Annotated in this window: 16 protein-coding genes and 1 pseudogene; 4 read left to right on the top strand and 13 right to left on the bottom strand. The window is 67.4% G+C overall.

Going from position 1 to position 17,796, the window contains the following annotated elements; genetic code table 11:
• Positions 1–219 precede the first annotated feature (219 nt).
• The 5 genes from K3U93_RS05885 to K3U93_RS05865 form a co-directional block, all read right to left on the bottom strand.
• A complete protein-coding gene (locus K3U93_RS05885) occupies positions 220–852 on the bottom strand; it encodes a ComF family protein (protein WP_083012302.1) in 633 nt (210 codons plus the stop codon).
• 185 nt (positions 853–1,037) lie between these two features.
• On the bottom strand, positions 1,038–2,795 hold the full coding sequence (gene lpqB, locus K3U93_RS05880) for an MtrAB system accessory lipoprotein LpqB (RefSeq protein WP_083012300.1): 1,758 nt from the start codon (positions 2,793–2,795) through the stop codon (positions 1,038–1,040).
• Positions 2,795–4,462: an MtrAB system histidine kinase MtrB gene (gene mtrB / locus K3U93_RS05875; protein ID WP_083012297.1), complete on the bottom strand. Its 1,668-nt coding sequence runs from the start codon at positions 4,460–4,462 to the stop codon at positions 2,795–2,797. The genes lpqB and mtrB overlap by 1 nt, the downstream gene beginning before the upstream one ends.
• A gap of 7 nt (positions 4,463–4,469) precedes the next feature.
• A complete protein-coding gene (gene mtrA / locus K3U93_RS05870) occupies positions 4,470–5,156 on the bottom strand; it encodes a two-component system response regulator MtrA (protein WP_055576516.1) in 687 nt (228 codons plus the stop codon).
• Between the two features lie 80 nt (positions 5,157–5,236).
• Complete coding sequence (locus K3U93_RS05865; protein ID WP_083012295.1) at positions 5,237–5,869, bottom strand: dTMP kinase; 633 nt, start codon at positions 5,867–5,869, stop codon at positions 5,237–5,239.
• 55 nt (positions 5,870–5,924) lie between these two features.
• On the opposite strand from K3U93_RS05865, the gene K3U93_RS05860 reads away from it, so the two are divergent.
• Together K3U93_RS05860 and K3U93_RS05855 are read left to right on the top strand one after the other, a co-directional pair.
• A complete protein-coding gene (locus K3U93_RS05860) occupies positions 5,925–6,578 on the top strand; it encodes a hypothetical protein (RefSeq protein WP_139797188.1) in 654 nt (217 codons plus the stop codon).
• Positions 6,575–7,177, top strand: coding sequence for an RES family NAD+ phosphorylase (locus K3U93_RS05855; protein WP_083012290.1), 603 nt, complete (start codon positions 6,575–6,577; stop codon positions 7,175–7,177). Before K3U93_RS05860 ends, K3U93_RS05855 begins: the two co-directional genes overlap by 4 nt.
• Positions 7,178–7,518: 341 nt before the next feature.
• On the opposite strand, the gene K3U93_RS05850 is transcribed toward K3U93_RS05855, so the two are convergent.
• Positions 7,519–8,673: a hypothetical protein gene (locus tag K3U93_RS05850; protein WP_083012287.1), complete on the bottom strand. Its 1,155-nt coding sequence runs from the start codon at positions 8,671–8,673 to the stop codon at positions 7,519–7,521.
• A gap of 354 nt (positions 8,674–9,027) precedes the next feature.
• On the opposite strand from K3U93_RS05850, the pseudogene K3U93_RS24750 reads away from it, so the two are divergent.
• Positions 9,028–9,093: pseudogene (locus K3U93_RS24750) on the top strand (ribbon-helix-helix protein, CopG family); the annotation flags it as partial.
• A gap of 199 nt (positions 9,094–9,292) precedes the next feature.
• Here the strand turns inward: K3U93_RS24750 and ahcY are convergent.
• From ahcY to K3U93_RS05815, 6 genes are all read right to left on the bottom strand, one after another.
• Positions 9,293–10,765 (bottom strand): adenosylhomocysteinase, encoded by a 1,473-nt coding sequence (gene ahcY, locus K3U93_RS05840; protein ID WP_071510977.1) that lies wholly within the window; start codon positions 10,763–10,765, stop codon positions 9,293–9,295.
• 108 nt (positions 10,766–10,873) lie between these two features.
• Entirely contained in the window at positions 10,874–11,470 is a 597-nt protein-coding gene (gene alkX, locus K3U93_RS05835) for a TetR family transcriptional regulator AlkX (protein WP_420915404.1), read from the bottom strand.
• A 35-nt stretch (positions 11,471–11,505) separates the two neighbouring features.
• Entirely contained in the window at positions 11,506–11,688 is a 183-nt protein-coding gene (gene rubB, locus K3U93_RS05830) for a rubredoxin RubB (protein ID WP_071510979.1), read from the bottom strand.
• Positions 11,685–11,858 carry a rubredoxin gene (locus tag K3U93_RS05825; RefSeq protein ID WP_071510980.1) on the bottom strand — a complete coding sequence of 58 codons (174 nt, stop codon included), beginning with the start codon at positions 11,856–11,858 and terminating at the stop codon, positions 11,685–11,687. Before K3U93_RS05825 ends, rubB begins: the two co-directional genes overlap by 4 nt.
• Positions 11,858–13,078 (bottom strand): alkane 1-monooxygenase, encoded by a 1,221-nt coding sequence (locus K3U93_RS05820; RefSeq protein ID WP_083012283.1) that lies wholly within the window; start codon positions 13,076–13,078, stop codon positions 11,858–11,860. The genes K3U93_RS05825 and K3U93_RS05820 overlap by 1 nt, the downstream gene beginning before the upstream one ends.
• Positions 13,079–13,619: 541 nt before the next feature.
• A complete protein-coding gene (locus K3U93_RS05815; RefSeq protein ID WP_083012341.1) occupies positions 13,620–15,128 on the bottom strand; it encodes an amino acid permease in 1,509 nt (502 codons plus the stop codon).
• Positions 15,129–15,229: 101 nt separating this feature from the next.
• On the opposite strand from K3U93_RS05815, the gene K3U93_RS05810 reads away from it, so the two are divergent.
• Positions 15,230–16,591, top strand: coding sequence for an FAD-dependent oxidoreductase (locus K3U93_RS05810; RefSeq protein WP_139797190.1), 1,362 nt, complete (start codon positions 15,230–15,232; stop codon positions 16,589–16,591).
• Here the strand turns inward: K3U93_RS05810 and manA are convergent.
• Complete coding sequence (manA, locus tag K3U93_RS05805) at positions 16,569–17,795, bottom strand: mannose-6-phosphate isomerase, class I (RefSeq protein ID WP_083012278.1); 1,227 nt, start codon at positions 17,793–17,795, stop codon at positions 16,569–16,571. The genes K3U93_RS05810 and manA overlap by 23 nt on opposite strands.
• Position 17,796 lies beyond the last annotated feature (1 nt).

Genomic DNA, 17,796 nt, shown 5'->3' with positions numbered 1-17,796 from the left:
GTTTCCAGAGTGGTCACCGCCGCAGGCGGCCCGCCGGCGCAAGGTGTGGAACACTCACCCCCTCCGCAAGTGGCGTCTCAACCTGAGAATCGCGACAGTGAGTCAGACCAGGAAGTTCCTGAAGGTTGTCCTCGACGTTAGCTCGTGTTCGCCTTGGGATGCCACCAATTTCGCCGAGGTGTTGCGAGTTCTTCACAACCTCTTGCCTGCCGCATAGGTTCATGCCGCCGCGATCGCCAACACCGCGGCCACGCGGATCCCGGCGGCGCGCAGGGTCCGCACCGACTCGCATGCCGTCGCACCGGTGGTGACGATGTCGTCGACGACCAAGACTTCGGTGCGCACCCGCGGACCGCGCAGCAGCACCCGGCCCGCGATGTTGCGTTCGCGCGCGGCCGTGCCCAGGCCCGCGGAGTCGCGGGCCAGTGCCTTCATTCGCAACGCCTGCACGACGGTGACGTCGGGGTGTTCGGCGACCGCGGCCCGGGCCAGCCGGGTGACGGGGTCACCGCCGCGCCGGCGCGCCGCCCAACGCCGCGTCGGCGCGGGCACGATCGTCAGCGGGGTCTCGACCATCCCCCAGGTCAGCAGCCGGTGGATCCCGACGGCCAGCGCGTGGGCCAGCGGTGCGACGAGGTCGCCGCGGCCGCGTTCCTTCATCGCGAGAATCGCGTGGCGGCGGGCGCCGGCGTAGCGACCCAGCGCGAACACCGGCGCCTGCGGGTCGATGCGGGGCGTGATCACGTGCGGCTGCCCGGCGGCCACCGACAGCTCCGCCGCGCAGGCGTCACACCAGCGGGTCGACGGCGCCCCGCAGCCACCGCATTCCAGCGGCAGGATCAGGTCGAGCACGCCTGCAGTGTGGCGTTCCCGGGTGACATGGCCGGACGCGGCTAGTACTCGCGGCGAATTGCACCCATGCAATATCCGTTGCACAGTTGGCGCATACCACCCGCTCCCCGGAAGGGGGCGGGTTTTTTCATGCGTTGGCCCGCTACACGGACAGTCGGTCCCAGCCGGGCGGGGCCAACGACGACTCAGCCCGGCAACACCGGCGCCGCGCCGGACACCGTCAGCCCGGACACCTCCGACCAGTTCTGTTGGCTTTCGGGAGCCGACGCCGAATACTGCAGCACGCCGTCCGGGGCGGCGACGTACACCGTGGACGGGTTGGCCGCGACCGTCGACACCGGGGTCTGCAGGCCGCGGGCCGGCGCGTCGGAGTTCACCCCGTCGAGGTTGACGTAGGACACGGGATGGCCGGCGTCGATGCGGGTCACCACGATGTCGTCGCCGGTTCGCCAGGACAACGAGACCACCGAGTTGCCCAGGCCGAAACCCAGCCGCCGCGGGTAGGTCAGCGCGTACTGGCCGGCCTGGGTCTGCTCGACGCTGGCGAGGATCACCTGCCCATTGATCACCATCGCGGCGCGCGTCCCGTCCCGGGACAGCTGCAGGTCGGTGATCGGCCCGGGGAAGGTGCCGGCCACCGCGGCGGAATCCACCGGGATCCGTGCGGGTTGCCCGGACGCCGGTTCCTGGATCGCGCGCAGCACGTTGTTGTTGTCGACCACCACCCAGACCGCGTCGTCCAGCGACCAGCTCGGCCGCGTCAGGGTGCGCCCGTCGGCGGACTGGACCGCCTCGCCGCCGAGGTCGCCGATCCACAACGACGCCGCCATATCCGGGGCGCCGCGGCGCAGCGTCACCACCGACGCCACCTGCCGCCCGCTGCGGGACAGCGCGGCGCCGGTCTGATCCCCCATCCGCCCGAAGGCCCCCGGCACGGTGCTGGTGTGCTGCCCGTCCAGCCCGACCAGTGACCCGTTGACCAGGGCGTGCAACCCCGCGCCCGCGCCGTCGGCCACGCCGGGGTCGGTGGCGGCGACATCGGAGGTGGTCCACCCTTCGGCGAACCTGTCGTCCAGCGGTGCGCCGTCGGCGTTGATCACGTACGGGCCCCTGATGTCCGCCCGGGCCAGCGTCCAAATGATCTGTGCGGCAAGCAATTGCCTGCTGTGCGGATCGGTGGTGGAAAGTTTCTCCAGATCGACGCGGGCGCCGCCGTACCCGCGCCCGATCCCGTTCTTACCACCGTCGGCCCGGGTCACCGGCCCGCGCAGCCGCAGCGGCGGGGCCAGCAGATTGCGGACCGCGTGCGCCAGCTCGGGCCGCGGCCCGGCCAGCAGCTTGGAGACGAGTTCGGTGGCCAGCTGGTCGTGGTCGGACACCGCGACGTAGCGCGGATCGGGAACCACGGTCTTGCCGGTCGGGTCGGCGAAGTACAGCGTGTTGCGTTTGTAGGTCGCCTGGAACTGCTGCCAGTCCAGGAAGACGCCGTTGGGCAGGCGGTCGATTCGCCAGCCGCCGGACGTCTTGACCAACTCGATCGGGCCCGGGTCCGGCAGCACGCCCTCGGCGGTTTCGAACACGCCCACGTCGGACAGCGAGCCCAGGATGTCTGCCCGCATGGTCGCCGAAACCCGTTCGGCGGCACGGGTTTCCACGAATACCACGTGGTCGATCAGCAGCGCGCTGCCGGCGTCGTCCCAGGCGTTGGATGCCGACTGGGTGAGGAACTGCCGCGCGGCCAGGTGCCGGTTCGCCGGATCGGCTGTGGCCTTGAGGAATTCGCGCAGCAGCACGTCGGGGTCCATGCCCGGGGTCGGCTTGGGCAGGTTCGACGGCGCCGGCCGCTCGACGGTGCCGATGGCTTGCGGGGCCGACGAGCTGGGCACCCCCGCGCAGCCGGCGAGCAACACCGTTAGGAACAACAGCGGCCAGACCTGCCGCATTAGCCGCTCCTCTCGGCGTGCTCGCGTTGGCGCTGACGGTCTTTGCGTTCGGGGGTGGGCGGCTGCGGGATGGGCTTGAGGGGTAGCGGACTGGTGGTGACCTTGTGGCCGCGGACCAGGGGAAGCGTCAGCCTGAAGCAGGCTCCCTGGCCGGGCTCGCCCCACGCCTCGAGCCGGCCCTGGTGCAGCCGGGCGTCCTCGATGCTGATCGCCAGGCCCAGCCCGGTGCCGCCGGAGCGCCGCACCCGCGAGGGGTCCGAGCGCCAGAACCGGCTGAACACCAGCTTCTCCTCGCCGGGCCGCAGCCCCACGCCGTAGTCGCGGACGGTGACCGCGACGGTGTCCTCATCGACGCCCATCCGGATCCGCACCGGTTTGTGCTCGGCGTGGTCGATGGCGTTGGCGATCAGGTTGCGCAGTATCCGCTCCACCCGGCGCGCGTCGACCTCGGCGATCACCTCGTGTTCGGGCATGTCCACGAGCAGCTCGATGCCGGCCTCCTCGGCCAGGTGGCCCACGTTGCCCAGCGCGCTCTGCACGGTGGTGCGCAGGTCCACCGCCTCGACGGACAACTCGGCCACGCCGGCGTCGTGCCGGGAGATCTCCAGCAGGTCGTTGAGCAGCGTCTCGAACCGGTCCAGCTCGTTGACCATCAGCTCGGTGGACCGCGCCAGCGTGGGGTCGAGGTCGGCGCTGTGGTCGTAGATCAGGTCGGCGGCCATCCGCACGGTGGTCAGCGGGGTGCGCAGTTCGTGGCTGACGTCGGAGGTAAAGCGGCGCTGCAGGTTGCCGAACTCCTCCAGCTGGGTGATCTGCCGGGACAGGCTCTCGGCCATGTCGTTGAACGACACCGCCAGCCGGGCCATGTCGTCCTCGCCGCGCACCGGCATCCGTTCGGACAGATGCCCCTCGGCGAACCGCTCGGCGATCCGCGACGCCGACCGGACCGGCACCACCACCTGGCGGGAGACCAACAGCGCGATCCCGGCGAGCAGCACCAGCAGCACCGCGCCGCCGGTGATCATCGTGCCGCGCACCAGCTGGATCGTGGCCTGCTCGCTCTTCAGCGGGAAGATCAGGTACAGCTCAAGGTTGGCCACCTGCGACGACGTCGGGGTGCCGACGATCAGCGCCGGCCCCGAGAAGCCGTCGGTGTGCACCGTGGCGTACTGGTAGGCCGCCTGGCCGGCCTTGACGAAGCCGCGCAACGAACTGGGTATCTGGTCGACGGGCCCGGCCGTGGTCGCGGCGCGCGGGCCGTCGCCCGGCACCATCAGCGCCGCGTCGAACGCACCGGCCAGCCCGGCACCGGAGGCGGGGTCGGTCTTGGACGTCAGCGTGTTGCGGGCCAGCTGCAGGCTGCTGTCCAGCGAACGCGTCTCCTCGCCGTTGACGATCCCGCCGACTGTGGTGCGCGCCCGCTCGATCTGCTCGATGGCGGCCTTGACCTTGACGTCCAGCACCCGGTTGGTGACCTGGCTGGTCAGCACGAAGCCGAGCGCGAGGATCACCGCTAACGACAGCCCAAGGGTCAGCGCCACGACTCGCAGCTGTAGCGATCGGCGCCAGGCAACAGCTACGGTTCGACTCAGCGCGCCCATGCCTCGGGTCATGGGGCCGGAGCGCCCCCAACGGCTCCGAGTGCGTCGCCGGGAGCCCCAGGTCATCCGGCGATCACGGGGGTCCGGCCTTGTATCCCACTCCTCGAACGGTCAACACCACAGTCGGGTTCTCAGGGTCTTTCTCAACCTTGGCCCGCAGACGCTGGACGTGCACGTTCACCAGGCGGGTGTCCGCCGGGTGACGATATCCCCACACCTGTTCGAGCAGCACATCACGAGTAAACACCTGCCGCGGTTTGCGTGCCAGCGCGACCAGCAGGTCGAACTCGAGGGGTGTTAGGGAGATCTGCTCGCCGTTGCGGGTCACCTTGTGTGCCGGCACGTCGATGTCGACGTCGGCGATGGACAGCATCTCGGCGGGCTCGTCGTCGTTGCGCCGCAGCCGGGCCCGCACCCGGGCGACCAGCTCCTTGGGCTTGAACGGCTTCATGATGTAGTCGTCGGCGCCGGACTCCAGGCCCAGCACCACGTCCACGGTGTCGGTCTTGGCCGTCAGCATCACGATCGGAACGCCGGAATCGGCGCGCAACACCCGGCACACGTCGATGCCGTTCATGCCCGGGAGCATCAGGTCCAGCAGCACCAGGTCGGGCCGCAGCTCACGCACGGCGGTCAGGGCCTGGGTCCCGTCGCCGATGACCGCGGTGTCGAAGCCCTCCCCACGCAGCACGATGGTCAGCATCTCTGCCAGCGAAGCGTCGTCATCGACGACCAAAATCCTTTGCCTCATGGAGTCCATGGTGTCACCAGATCGGGACAAAACTGGGGCACCACACGGGCGTTTCGTGCCCGATAAGGGCAAATCGTGACAAATCTGTGCTATTTGGCCGTCAAAGTGGCGGCCAGCCGGCCCGGATCGACGTTCGCGTCGACCACCAGCCAGCGTCCGCCCCAGCCCGCGGCGGCCAGCCCGGCGTACACCGCGCCGGTGCGCCGCTGCAGCCCGTCGTCGCGTTCGTAGCTGTCGCGCGCCCGGCCCGGATCGCTCTGCGCCCGACTTCGCGCCCGCTGTCCGGCGAGCTCGGCGGGCACGTTCAGCAGTATCTGCCAGTCCGGCGCCGGCAGCCGTAGCCGCCGGTATTCGAGCTGATGTACCCAGGTCGTTGCGTCCCCTGCCGCGTCCTGGTGCAGGCGGGCGGCGGTGTAGGCCGCGTTGGAGGCGACGTAGCGGTCCAGGATCACTACGTCGTGGTCGCGCTGTAGCCGCTCGATCTCGTCGACCGCGCCGGCGCGGTCGAGCGCGAAGAGCGTGGCCATCGCGTACGCCGACGACGCGAGGTCGCCGTGCTCGCCGTGCAGCGCCTCGGCCGCGATGTCGGCGACCACCGACTGTCCGTACCGCGGGAACGTGAGCGTGGCCACCGACTTCCCGTTCGCCTCGAAGGCGTTGCGCAGGCCTTCGGTCAGCGTCCGCTTGCCGGCGCCGTCGACCCCTTCGATCGCGATCAGCACGGCGCGAGCCTACTCAAGGATCCGGCATGGCGCAGTTGTGTCGTACGATGACGACATGTCTACGACGGAACCCGACCTCGGCGCCCTGCTCGGCCGGGTGGACCAAGCGACCAAGCTGTTGCAGCGGTCCAAGACGGTTCCCGGTGAGGTTGGCCAGCTCGTCGACAGCTTTGAGCGGACGCTCGGCGCCGCGACACCGTTGCGGCTTGAGGCCGACCCCTATCTGACGACGACGCTGTGGGCGGCCGCCTATAGCGCCGAAAAGGCGCTCCGCCATGACAACAAGGAGCGGCAGCGCCGGGATGTGCGCATCGCGCTCGAGCAGTTCCGCCATGCTCTGCGCGACATCGTTGAGAATCGGCCCTACGCCGACGATGTTCCCATCCGGGACGTCCTGACCAGGACGGCCGAGGTCCTCGCGGCCCCGCAGAAGACCCTTGCGGACCTGCTCGGGGTATCCGTTCGCCAGCTTCAGCGCTGGCTGGCGCAGGATGGGGCCGAGCCCGCGGCGGACGACGCGGCCCGCATCCGCGCGGTGGGGCAACTGGTAAACCAGCTGCGCCACTCGTTCACCGGCCCGGGTGTGGTCGCCTGGTTTTATCGTGACCATCCGGTGCTGGGCCGGCGGCCGATCGATCTGCTCGACGACCCGCTGTGCTACCCGCGGCTCCTCAATGCTGCGACCGCCGCTCGTGCCATGACGGCATGAGGCTCACGGTCTTTCGGCACGCAGCGTACGACTCGCCGTGGTGGGTGTTCCCCAGCTCGCGCGCCGGCCGGTTCCACCGCGCCAACAGCGACACGGTCCAGTACCTGGGTCTTCACCCGCTTGGCCCCGCCGCCGAGATGCTTCGCCACCACGTCGGCCCGAACGGCAATCCGGACGACGTCGTCCTGAATCTGTGGACGGCGCTCGTCGATGTGGATGACCCGACCCGGGTCGATTTCGACGACTGCGCGCGGTACGGGCTGACGCCCGACGACCTCGTGGGCGACGACTACGCCGTTACGCAAGCCTTGGCCGATGCCGTTCGGGGCAGCGGAGCCACCGCGATGATCGTGCCCTCGGCCGCGCTGCCGGGGACCCACAACCTGATCCTGTTTGGCGTGCGGCTCCTCAACCCCTTCCTGAGCACACCGGTGATGTCTGAAGAGATCCCCACCGGTCACCTCAGCGACGGCGCTCGTTCCCCCGCCGAGGTGGCCCCGCACGTCCGCTGGTTCGGCGCCCCGCACCGGGCAGCCGAGCAGTGGAAGGCCACCGGCAATTACGACCTGTTCGACGACCCGATCGCCGCGCGGTGGTAGCCGATACCACCGGGGCGGCCAGCATCAATGGTCACGGCTGACCCGGGCGTATCGGTGGTCGCTCCGCGGGGGCAATGATGCTGCCTGAAAATTTGATGTCGTATGCGCTATCACGTTTGGCGATCAAGTCGTGAGGAGGTCGCCGGTGCTCGTGTGGCCGGTGTGCCTACAGGTCCATAGCGCCCCGTCACCGGCACCATCTGAACTTACGTACTTTTCGCGTGGTCCCGAAACACCGCAAACCCAGCCAAGAAGCACACCGATGAACGATGGCCCCCTTCTTGGGAAGGGGGCCATCGCCGTTGGCGGTCGCCGGCTCGCATCGGCGACCTCCACCGGACTCAGAGCAACCTGAGGAAGCTCAGGAGCAACGTCCCCACCTGCCCTGCCAGGCTGCCCAACGTCGACGGGAGATTCGACAGGGTCGACGGGAGGCTTTGCAGCATCAACGTCAATTCATAACCGAAGTTGCTGCCAATCGTGGCCAGACTGCTAAGGGATGGCCAGCCCTGAGTCAGCGTGCTCCCAAAGTTCTGGAGCGCAGTCGCGAGACTACCGCCGGTCGCGATGTTTTGGGCCTTGGGGGCAACAATTTTACTCGCGAGTTGCTGGGCGTATTGTATCGAAAACCCATAGGAGAGGCCTCCGCCCCCGGGGTAGAGGACCCCGCCGGCGCCATTGAGGAGGGTATTAGTCAGCGCAGCAGGAGTATTGAGCAGGTTGGTCAATACCCCCGGCCCATCGCCACCGACGAATGCATCGTAAACGGATTGAAGGCTGGTACCGAGCGTCGTCGCTAAATTCTGGGGCAGACTCAGGAGCTGGAAAAGGCCAACGTACGTGACGACGGTGGGGAAATAGTTGACGGTATTTGCGAAATTGGTAGCGATGTAGCCGGGAATTTCGGTGATATTTTCCAGCGGCATCCCTATTTCGATCAGGGGATTCTGCCATAGGGCTTGGTAAAAACCGGTTATTGCTGTTGATACCTGACCTGCGAGCAACTCGCTCCCCGCTTTCTGCATTGCCGGGAAAAACTGGGTGCCCTTCATGGGGGTCAAGTATTTAACAGCCGCATTCGCGGCGGTGTGAAACGGCGCAACGTAGTCGATGCCGTACTGAAGGCCGTTCGCGGCGACCTGCTGCAACACCGGGAAAGGCATCTTGCTCCAGTCGTTGAACAAAGTCTGCAGGTTGGCACCCGCCGTTTGGAATGTGCTGATCCACGTCTGGAGCGGGTTGACGACGCTCGCGGGGACGGCGGCCGCGCTTGCCCCACTTGCGAGGGAGACGAGTTCGTTCTCCACACCGGAGAACAGGTCCAGCGCGCTGCTGGCGTCGGTGAGGTTAATTTCGGACACGTTCACCTGGGTAAGCTGCCAGGCCACGTGAAAGTTGGGTAGGCGCTGGGCCATCGGGCCTGCGGCGAGGACAGCGGCGCTGGCCAGTGCGACGCCAGCGGTGATGCGGGGGCGGGCTGTAAGGTCCACGACCATCTCCTTCGATCGGCGATTCGGATGATCAGAAGGTAGCTGAGAACAACCTGAGTTTCGGGCGAGTCAGGGTGAGCTTGGTCAAGTTAGTCCCGCAAACATCGAGCACCGCAAACAATGCAAAATAATGTAACTAATGCTCGTAGATATTCTAGAAAGCCTAGAGTTAACCCCCCCCCCGAATTTTAGTTCAGAGCGAAACTACCCGGGGGCGATCATTGGCATACGTTTGCCACATTCACACAGGACGACGAGCAAACTCCCCGCACCGGCCCTGCAAGACCCCAAAACCGGGCGTACTTATCCACTGAGATAGCCGCGCCCGGCCAGGGAGTCATCCCGGGTCATACTTCGGCCATGAAGACAGCCATCTCATTACCAGATGAGACGTTCGACCGGGTCTCGCGCCGCGCCGCCGACCTCGGCATGAGCCGGTCGGAGTTCTTCGCTCGTGCCGCCGAGCACTACCTCGACGAACTGGACGCGCGGTCACTGAGCCGGCAAATCGACAGCGCGCTCGAGCATCTCGGCAGCCGGCTGATACGAGCGCGGACGCGCTGGCAGTCGGGCACCGCGTGCTCGACGCCGCAGGCGACGCTTGGTAATCGAAGCCGAACGCCGCTCAGTAGCGGTAGTGGTCCGCCTTGTACGGGCCCTCGACGTCGACGCCGATGTACTCGGCCTGCTCCTTGGTCAGCTTGGTCAGCTTGCCACCGAGCGCTTCCACGTGAATGCGGGCCACCTTCTCGTCAAGGTGCTTGGGCAGCCGGTACACCTCGTTGTCGTACTCGTCGTTCTTGGTCCACAGCTCGATCTGGGCGATCACCTGGTTGGAGAAGCTGTTGCTCATCACGAACGACGGGTGACCGGTGGCGTTACCGAGGTTGAGCAGCCGGCCCTCGGAGAGCACGATGATCGACTTACCGGTGTCGGGGAAGGTCCACTGGTCGACCTGCGGCTTGATGTTGAGCTTCGTCGCCCCCGACTTCTCCAGCCTGGCCATCTGGATCTCGTTGTCGAAGTGGCCGATGTTGCCCAGGATCGCCTGGTCCTTCATCGCCCGCATGTGCTCGAGCGTGATGATGTCCTTGTTGCCGGTCGCGGTGACGACGATGTCGGCGTCGCCGATGATGTCTTCGACCTGCTTGACGTCGTAGCCCTCCATCAGGGCCTGCAGCGCGTTGATCGGGTCGATCTCGGTGACGACGACCCGCGCCCCCTGGCCCTTGACCGACTCCGCGCAGCCCTTGCCGACGTCCCCGTAACCGCAGATCAGCACCTTCTTGCCGCCGATCAGCGCGTCGGTGCCGCGGTTGATGCCGTCGATCAGGGAGTGCCGGCAGCCGTACTTGTTGTCGAACTTGGACTTGGTCACCGAGTCGTTGACGTTGATCGCCGGGAACGCCAGATCCCCGGCCGCCGCGAACTGGTAGAGCCGCAGCACGCCGGTGGTGGTCTCCTCGGTGACGCCCTTGACCGACTCGGAGATCTTCGTCCACTTGCCCTTGTCGGTCTCGAAGCGACGGCGCAGCAGGTCCAGGAAGACCTTCCACTCCGCGGGGTCGTCCTCTTCGGCGGGCGGCACCACGCCGGCCTTCTCGAATTGCGCACCGCGCAGCACCAGCATGGTGGCGTCACCGCCGTCGTCGAGGATCATGTTCGCCGGCTCGCCGGGCCAGGTCAGCGCCTGCTCGGCGGCCCACCAATACTCCTCGAGGGTCTCGCCCTTCCACGCGAAGACCGGCACGCCCTGGGGCTCCTCGGCAGTGCCGTGCGGGCCGATGACGACGGCCGCGGCCGCGTGGTCCTGGGTCGAGAAGATGTTGCACGACGCCCACCGGACCTCGGCTCCCAGCGCGGTCAGGGTTTCGATCAGCACCGCGGTCTGCACCGTCATGTGCAGCGAGCCCGAAATGCGCGCGCCCTTCAGCGGCGCGACCTCCGCGTACTCGCGACGCAGCGACATCAGGCCGGGCATCTCGTGCTCGGCCAGCCGAATCTCCTTGCGGCCGAAGTCCGCGAGCGAGAGATCGGCGATCTTGAACTCGATGCCGTTACGAACTTCGGGGGTCAGCGACTTTTCGGTCGTCGTCATGGCGTGTTCATCCTTCTCAGGCTTCTCAGGGCTCGTCGGAATCAAGCGGTAGTTAGCTTAGGTATGTTCTTCCGCCACTGTAGTCGGCGGCCCTGGGCCCGGCGGGCATCAGGGCACGTTGACGACGCCGTGACGCTCCGCGAACGGCGTCATCAACCGGGCCAGGTCCGCCGCGACGTCGTGATCGGCTTCGGGCGGCATGGACACGTAGCTCAAGCACAGCCTGACAATGGCGCGCGCCAACACACCGGCGTCCTCGTCGCTGGTGGCGATCCAGCTTTGGGTCAATGCCGAGGTCAGGCGTGCCGACGCCCGGGTGATGATGGGCGCGCTGTCGACGGTGATGATCTGCAGCAGATCGGGCTTGGCGACGCCGGTCAGCAACGAGATCACCAACGGGTCGGCCGCCGACTCTGAGAAAAAGGCACGAAAACCCTGCAGAAACGCTTCGTGGATGTCACCGACGTTGACGTCCAGGGCGGCATGGACGGCGTCGACCAGGCGATCGGCCAGGCGCAGGGCATAACCCTGCGCCAGGCCTTGCCGCGAGCCGAACTCGTTGTAAATGGTCTGCCGGCTGATGCCCGCGGCGCGGGCCACGTCCGACAGCGTGATGGCCGACCAGTCCCGGGTCAGCAGCAGGTCCCGCATCGCATCGAGGACGGAGTCACGCAGCAGGACCCGCGACGCCTCGGCGTACGGCATCCGCTTCACAGGCGCGACACTATCGTTTAGGGCGCTCAGGACCTAGCGACCTCGACCATCTCGAAGTCGGATTTGGCCGCCCCGCAGTCCGGGCAGCTCCAGTCCTCGGGGATGTCGTCCCAGCGGGTGCCGGGGGCGATGCCGTCTTCCGGCCAGCCCAGCGCCTCGTCGTACTCGAAGCCGCACTGGATGCAGCGGAACAGTTTGTAGTCACTCATGCGTTCACTCCCACCTTCTCGAAATCTGGTTTCTCGCGCACCGCGCAATCCGGGCAGCACCACTCGTCGGGAATCTGCTCCCACCGCGTGCCCGCCGGAAAGCCTTCCCGCACATCGCCTTTGGCCTCGTCGTAGACATAGTCGCAGACCGGGCACCGGTAGGCGGCCATCATTTGGTCACCCCGGATTGGGCGAGCAGCTTCTGACGCAGGCGCGGCTGCACGTTGACCCGGGTGATGTCGCCGTCGTAGTGCGCCAGCACCCGGTGGTCCATCACCTTGCGCCACAGCGGCGGGAAGTAGGTGAGCGCGATCATCGACGCGTACCCGCTGGGCAGGTTGGGTGCGCCTTCCATGCTGCGCAGCGTCTGGTACCGGCGGGTCGGGTTGGCGTGGTGGTCGCTGTGCCGCTGCAGGTGGTACAGGAACAGGTTGGTGACGACATGGTCGGAATTCCAGCTGTGCACCGGCGCGCACCGCTCGTAGCGGCCGTTGGCGTTCTGCTGCCGCAGCAGCCCGTAGTGCTCGAGGTAGTTGACCGCTTCGAGCAGGCCGAAACCGAAGACGGCCTGGATGATCACGAACGGAATCAGCGCCGGGCCGAACACCGCGATCAGCACGCCCCACAGGATTATCGACATCGCCCAGGCGTTGAGCACGTCGTTGGACAGGTAGGTCCTGGGGTTCCACGGGCTCTTACCCAACCGGCGCAGCCGCTGCGCCTCCAGCCGCAACGACGAGCGGAGGCCGCCAAAGACGCTGCGCGGCAAGAACTCCCAGAACGTCTCGCCGAAGCGCGACGACGCCGGGTCCTCCGGGGTGGCGACGCGGACGTGGTGGCCGCGGTTGTGCTCGATGTAGAAGTGGCCGTAGCAGGTCTGCGCCAGGGTGATCTTGGACAGCCACCGCTCCAGCGCGTCCTTCTTATGCCCCATCTCGTGGGCGGTGTTGATGCCGACGCCGCCCAGCACGCCGACCGACAGCGCCACGCCGAGCTTGCCCGCCCAGCCCAACAGGCCGTCGAAGCCGAGCCAGCTCAGGTTCGCGGCGGTGAACAGGTAGGCGCCCAAAACCACGCTGAGGTACTGGAAGGGGATGAAGGCGTAGGTGCAGTAGCGGTAGTACTTGTCGTTTTCCAGCCGCTCCATGACCTCGTCGGGCGGGTTTTGTCCGTCGGGCCCGAAGCGCAGGTCGAGGATCGGCAGCAGGACGTAGAGCAGGATCGGCCCGATCCACAGCGGCGCCTGCGCGGCGGCGTGCCAGCCGAGCCGGTTGAGCCCCCAGATGATCGGCAGCATCACGAACAGCGCCGTCGGCGCGATCAGTCCCATGAGCCACATGCGGCGCTTCTTGTCCCGCCAGACCTCTAGCTCCTGTCCGAGTGTGGTCATATGCCAAACCTCCTTGTGAGTCACACCACGTTGAGATTGGACAATACTTGATTCTATGTCTTGTGTCTAGACATATAATGCTATTTTGTAAAGCACGAGTCCGAGGCCCTGCCGAAATGATTCGCCAGTGATCGTGCCGCCACCGCCCGCTCCTCTTCATTTCTCGCGTAGTCACGATGTCGCGCATGCGGAGCCTAGTGGTCTCGCCCGGAAGTTCGTCGGGGCGCTGTTCGCTGGGGCGTCGAGACTGCGGTGGTAGCGGCACCCAAGGCGAAAAGCCAGCCGTGGACGCAGGCTCGATGCCACCAGCGCAGACTCGGCTGGACCAGCGGGCTTCGAGCGTGCACCTGCGGCGTTGGGCGGTGTTGAGTGTGAGCTGACGGCATTGAATGTGCGGCCAGGGCGTCGATCCGGCCGTTTTCCCGCCCAGGATTCACTGCGAACGCCGCAAGTTCACTGCAAAAGCCGCAAGCTCACTGCGAGCGCCGCAAGCGCACTGCAAAAGCCGCAAGCGCACCGGGAAAGCCGCAAGCTGGACGCTCTATGCCGCCGCGGTGGTCGCGTCGGGGTCGGGTTCTTTGCGAGACTCTGCCTCCCGGCGGCCCTGCACCGAATGCCGGTGCCCGTAGCCGAGATAGATCGCGGTCCCCACCACCAGCCACACGCCGAACCGGACCCAGGTCAGCGCGGTGAGGTTCACCATTAGCCACGCGCACGCGCATATCGAGGCGATGGGAAGCAGCGGCACCCACGGGGCCCGGAATCCCCGCGGCAGGTCGGGCCGGGTCCGGCGCAGGACCATGACGCCGGCCGACACCAACACGAACGCAAACAGCGTTCCGACGTTGACCATCTCCTCGAGCTTGGCGATCGGAAACACCGACGCCGTCACGGCCACCACGGCCGCAACCAGCGCGGTGATCCGGACGGGGGTGCCGCGCGGGCCGGTCCTGGCCAACGGCCGCGGCAACAGCCCGTCGCGCGCCATCGCGAACAGCACCCGGCACTGCCCGAGCATCAACACCATCACCACGGTGGTCAACCCCGCCAGCGCACCGATGGCGATGATTTTGCTAGCCCAGTGGATTCCGTTGGCCGTGAACGCCGTGGACAGGTTCGCCGGTTTGCCGCCGGGAATGGTCTTGAGCTGGGTGTAGGAAACCATGCCGGACAGCACGATGGCGACGGCGACGTAGAGCAGGGTGACGATCGCCAGCGACACCAGGATTCCCCTCGGGACGTCGCGCTGGGGCTTTTTGGTTTCCTCGGCCATGGTGGCAACGATGTCGAACCCGATGAACGCGAAGAACACGATCGACGCCCCCGCCAGCACGCCGTACCAACCGTAATGGCTGCCGTGCGCCCCCGTCAGCAGCGACAGCACCGACTGGTTGATGCCCGAGGCCTCATGCCCGGCTTCCGGCTTCGGAACGAACGGCGAGTAGTTGGAGCCCTTGATGTAGAAGGCGCCGACGACCACGACCAACACCACCACCGCCACCTTGATGCCGGTGATCACCGCGGAAAACCTCGACGACAGTTTGGTTCCCAACGCGATCAGGGTCGCCACCGCCGCGACAATCAGCAGCGCGCCCCAGTCGAGCTGAGTCGATCCGAATTCAACTGTGCCGCCGGCGAATCCGAACACCGTGCCCAGGTAGCTCGACCAGCCCTTGGAGACGACGGCGGCGCCGATCGCCAATTCCAGCAGCAGGTTCCACCCGATGATCCAGGCTAGGAACTCCCCGAAGGTGGCATAGGAGAAGGTGTAGGCGCTGCCCGCGACCGGCAGCGTCGAGGCGAATTCGGCGTAGCACAACGCCGCCAGCGCGCAGGTGACCGCCGCGATCACAAACGAAATCCAGATGGCCGGCCCGGTGATGTCGCCGGTGGTCGACGCGGTCACGGTGAAGATGCCGGCACCGATCACCACCGCGACGCCGAACACCACGAGGTCCCACCAGGTCAGGTCCTTGCGTAGCCGCGTGTCCGGCTCGTCGGTGTCGGCGATCGACTGTTCGACCGACTTCGTGCGCCATCGATTGGCCATCCAGTCGCCCTTTCCCGATCCGCTGGGACCCATTGGACCGTCACAGTACTGGGTAGTCTGCGGACATGCCGCGCGGCGGAAAAAACGCCAGGGACCACGCGGTGGTCATCGGGGGAAGCATCGCCGGCCTGTGCGCCGCGCGGGTGCTGTCGGATGCCTATTCACGGGTGACCGTCTACGAGCGCGACGAGTTGCCGAGCGCGCCGGCGAACCGCGCGGCGGTCCCGCAGGACCGCCACCTCCACATGCTGATGGCCCGGGGAGCGATGGAGTTCGAGAGCCTGTTCCCCGGCGTGCTCAAGGACATGGTGGCCGCGGGCGTACCGATGCTGGAGAACCGGCCCGACTGCATCCACTTCGGCGCCGCCGGTCACGTCCTGGGTGTGGGGCAGACGTTGCGCGACGAGTTCACGGCTTACGTGCCCAGCCGGCCGCATCTGGAGTGGCAGCTGCGCCGACGGGCCCAAGGCATCGACAACGTCGAGATCGTGCGGCGCTCCGTCGGGCAGCCGCGGTTCGACTCCGCGCCGCGGCGGGTGACCGGTGTGCTGCTGGATCCCGCCGACCCCGACGGGCGCCCCGAGTTCGTGGCGGCCGACCTCGTCGTCGACGCGGCGGGCCGGGGCACCCGGCTCCCGGTGTGGTTGACGCAGTGGGGATTCCGGCGTCCCGCCGAACAAACCATGGACATCGGCATCCACTACGCCACCCACCGCTTCCGCATCCCCGGCGGCCTGATCGCGGAGAAGGTGGTGGTCGCCGGCGCCGCCCACGACCGGTCGGTCGGGCTGGGCATGCTGTGCTACGAGGACGGCACCTGGGTGCTGACCACCTTCGGGGTGGCCGGCGCCCAACCGCCGGCGACCTTTCCCGCGATGCTCGCGCTGGCCGACGAGCTGCTGCCCGCCCATTTCACCGACGCGCTGGCGCGGGCCGAACCCCTTGGCGAGCCGGCATTTCACGCGTTTCCGGCCAGCAGGTGGCACCGGTACGACAAGCTGGACCGTTTCCCCGTCGGGATCGTCCCGTTCGGCGACGCCGTCGCGAGCTTCAATCCGACCTTCGGGCAGGGCATGACGATGACGTCGCTGCAGGCCGGTCATCTGCGGCGCGCGCTGCGGTTCCCGGACGAGCGACTGGCCGCGGAACAGAACCGGGCCACCGCCAAGACCACCTACCCGGTGTGGATGATGAACGCGATCGGCGACATCACCTTCCACCACGCCAGCACCAAGGGACGCATCCCCTGGTGGTGGCGACCGTCCGGTGCGCTGTTCGACCAATTCCTCGGCGCCGCGGAAACCGAACCCGTTCTGGCGGAATGGTTTTTGCGCCGGTTCTCGCTGCTGGACACCCTGTACATGATCCCGCCGCCGCGGATCATCGGCCGGGCCGTGGCGCACAACATGCGGCTGTGGCTGCGCGAGCGGCGGCGGGCCGTCACAGCCCCACGGTCGCCCTGAACAGCTTGGCGGGCTCCCGCGCGAGCAGCCGGATCGGGCCGTCGTCGGCCGCCACCCACGCGGCCATCCCGCGTTCCAGCGTGAGCGACCCGGATTTGCCGTGCACCGCCGTGGAGCCCTCGGTGCACAACAGGATCTGCGGGCCCTCGTGGCCGCACGACGCGTCGACCTCGTGGCCCAGGTAGTCGCCCTCAAGCTCCAGCAGCGCGACGGCGAACTCGTCGGTCGGGGTCTGGTAAACCTGCCCGAACCCCTCGCGGCGGATGGGGGGCCGCAGCCGCGCCTCGGCGGTGGGGGTGAAGTCCAGCACCCGCAGCAGCTCGGGCACGTCGACGTGCTTGGGCGTGAGGCCGCCGCGTAACACGTTGTCGGAGTTGGCCATTACCTCGACCGCGAAACCGTGCAGATAGGTGTGCAAGTTGCCGGCCGACAGGAAGATCGCCTCGCCCTGGGCCAGGCTGATGCGGTTGAGCAGCAACGCCGCCAGCACCCCGGCGTCCCCGGGATAGCGTTCCCCAAGTTCCAGCACCGTCTTGGCTTCGGCCGCGAATTCCTTCGCCCCGGAGCTGACGTACTGGATGGCACCGTCCAGCACGGCGGGCACCAGCACGTCGATGTCGGGCTGGGGCGCGGTGATCCAGGTGGTGAACAGCGCGCGCAGGCCGTCGGCGTCGGACTGGTCGTTCAGCAAATCGATGTAGGGGTCGAGGTCGGAGACGGCCAGCGCCCGCAGCAGCTCGATGGTCCGGGACGCCTGGCGGAATCCGGCCAGCGCCTCGAACGGCTGCAGCGCCACCAACAACTCGGGCTTGTGCGAGGTGTCGCGGTAATTGCGGACTGGCGAGTTCACCGGGATGCCCAGCCGCTCCTCACGCAGGTAGCCCTCGACGGCCTGCTCGGCGCTGGGGTGGGCTTGCAGCGACAGCGGTTCGTCGGCCGCCAGCACCTTGACCAGGAATGGCAGCACGTCCCCGAACCGGGCGCGCGACGCCGGGCCGAGCTGCCCCTCCGGATCGGCGACCAGCGCGTCCAGCAACGAGACTTCACCGTGGTCCGTCTCCAGCCACGCCGGGTCGGCGGGGTGTGCGCCGAACCAAAGCTCGGCCTCCGGGTGAGCCGCCGGAACCGGACGCCCGGTGAATTCGGCGATGGCGGTGCGCGATCCCCAGGCGTACGTCCGCAACGCCCCGCGAAGCAATTCCACT

The sequence above is a fragment of the Mycobacterium malmoense genome, assembly GCF_019645855.1.
In the GTDB taxonomy this organism is placed as follows: Bacteria; Actinomycetota; Actinomycetes; order Mycobacteriales; family Mycobacteriaceae; genus Mycobacterium; species Mycobacterium malmoense.
The sequence above is the reverse complement of the archived record's forward strand: the minus strand, read 5'-3'. Positions and strand labels throughout refer to the sequence as shown.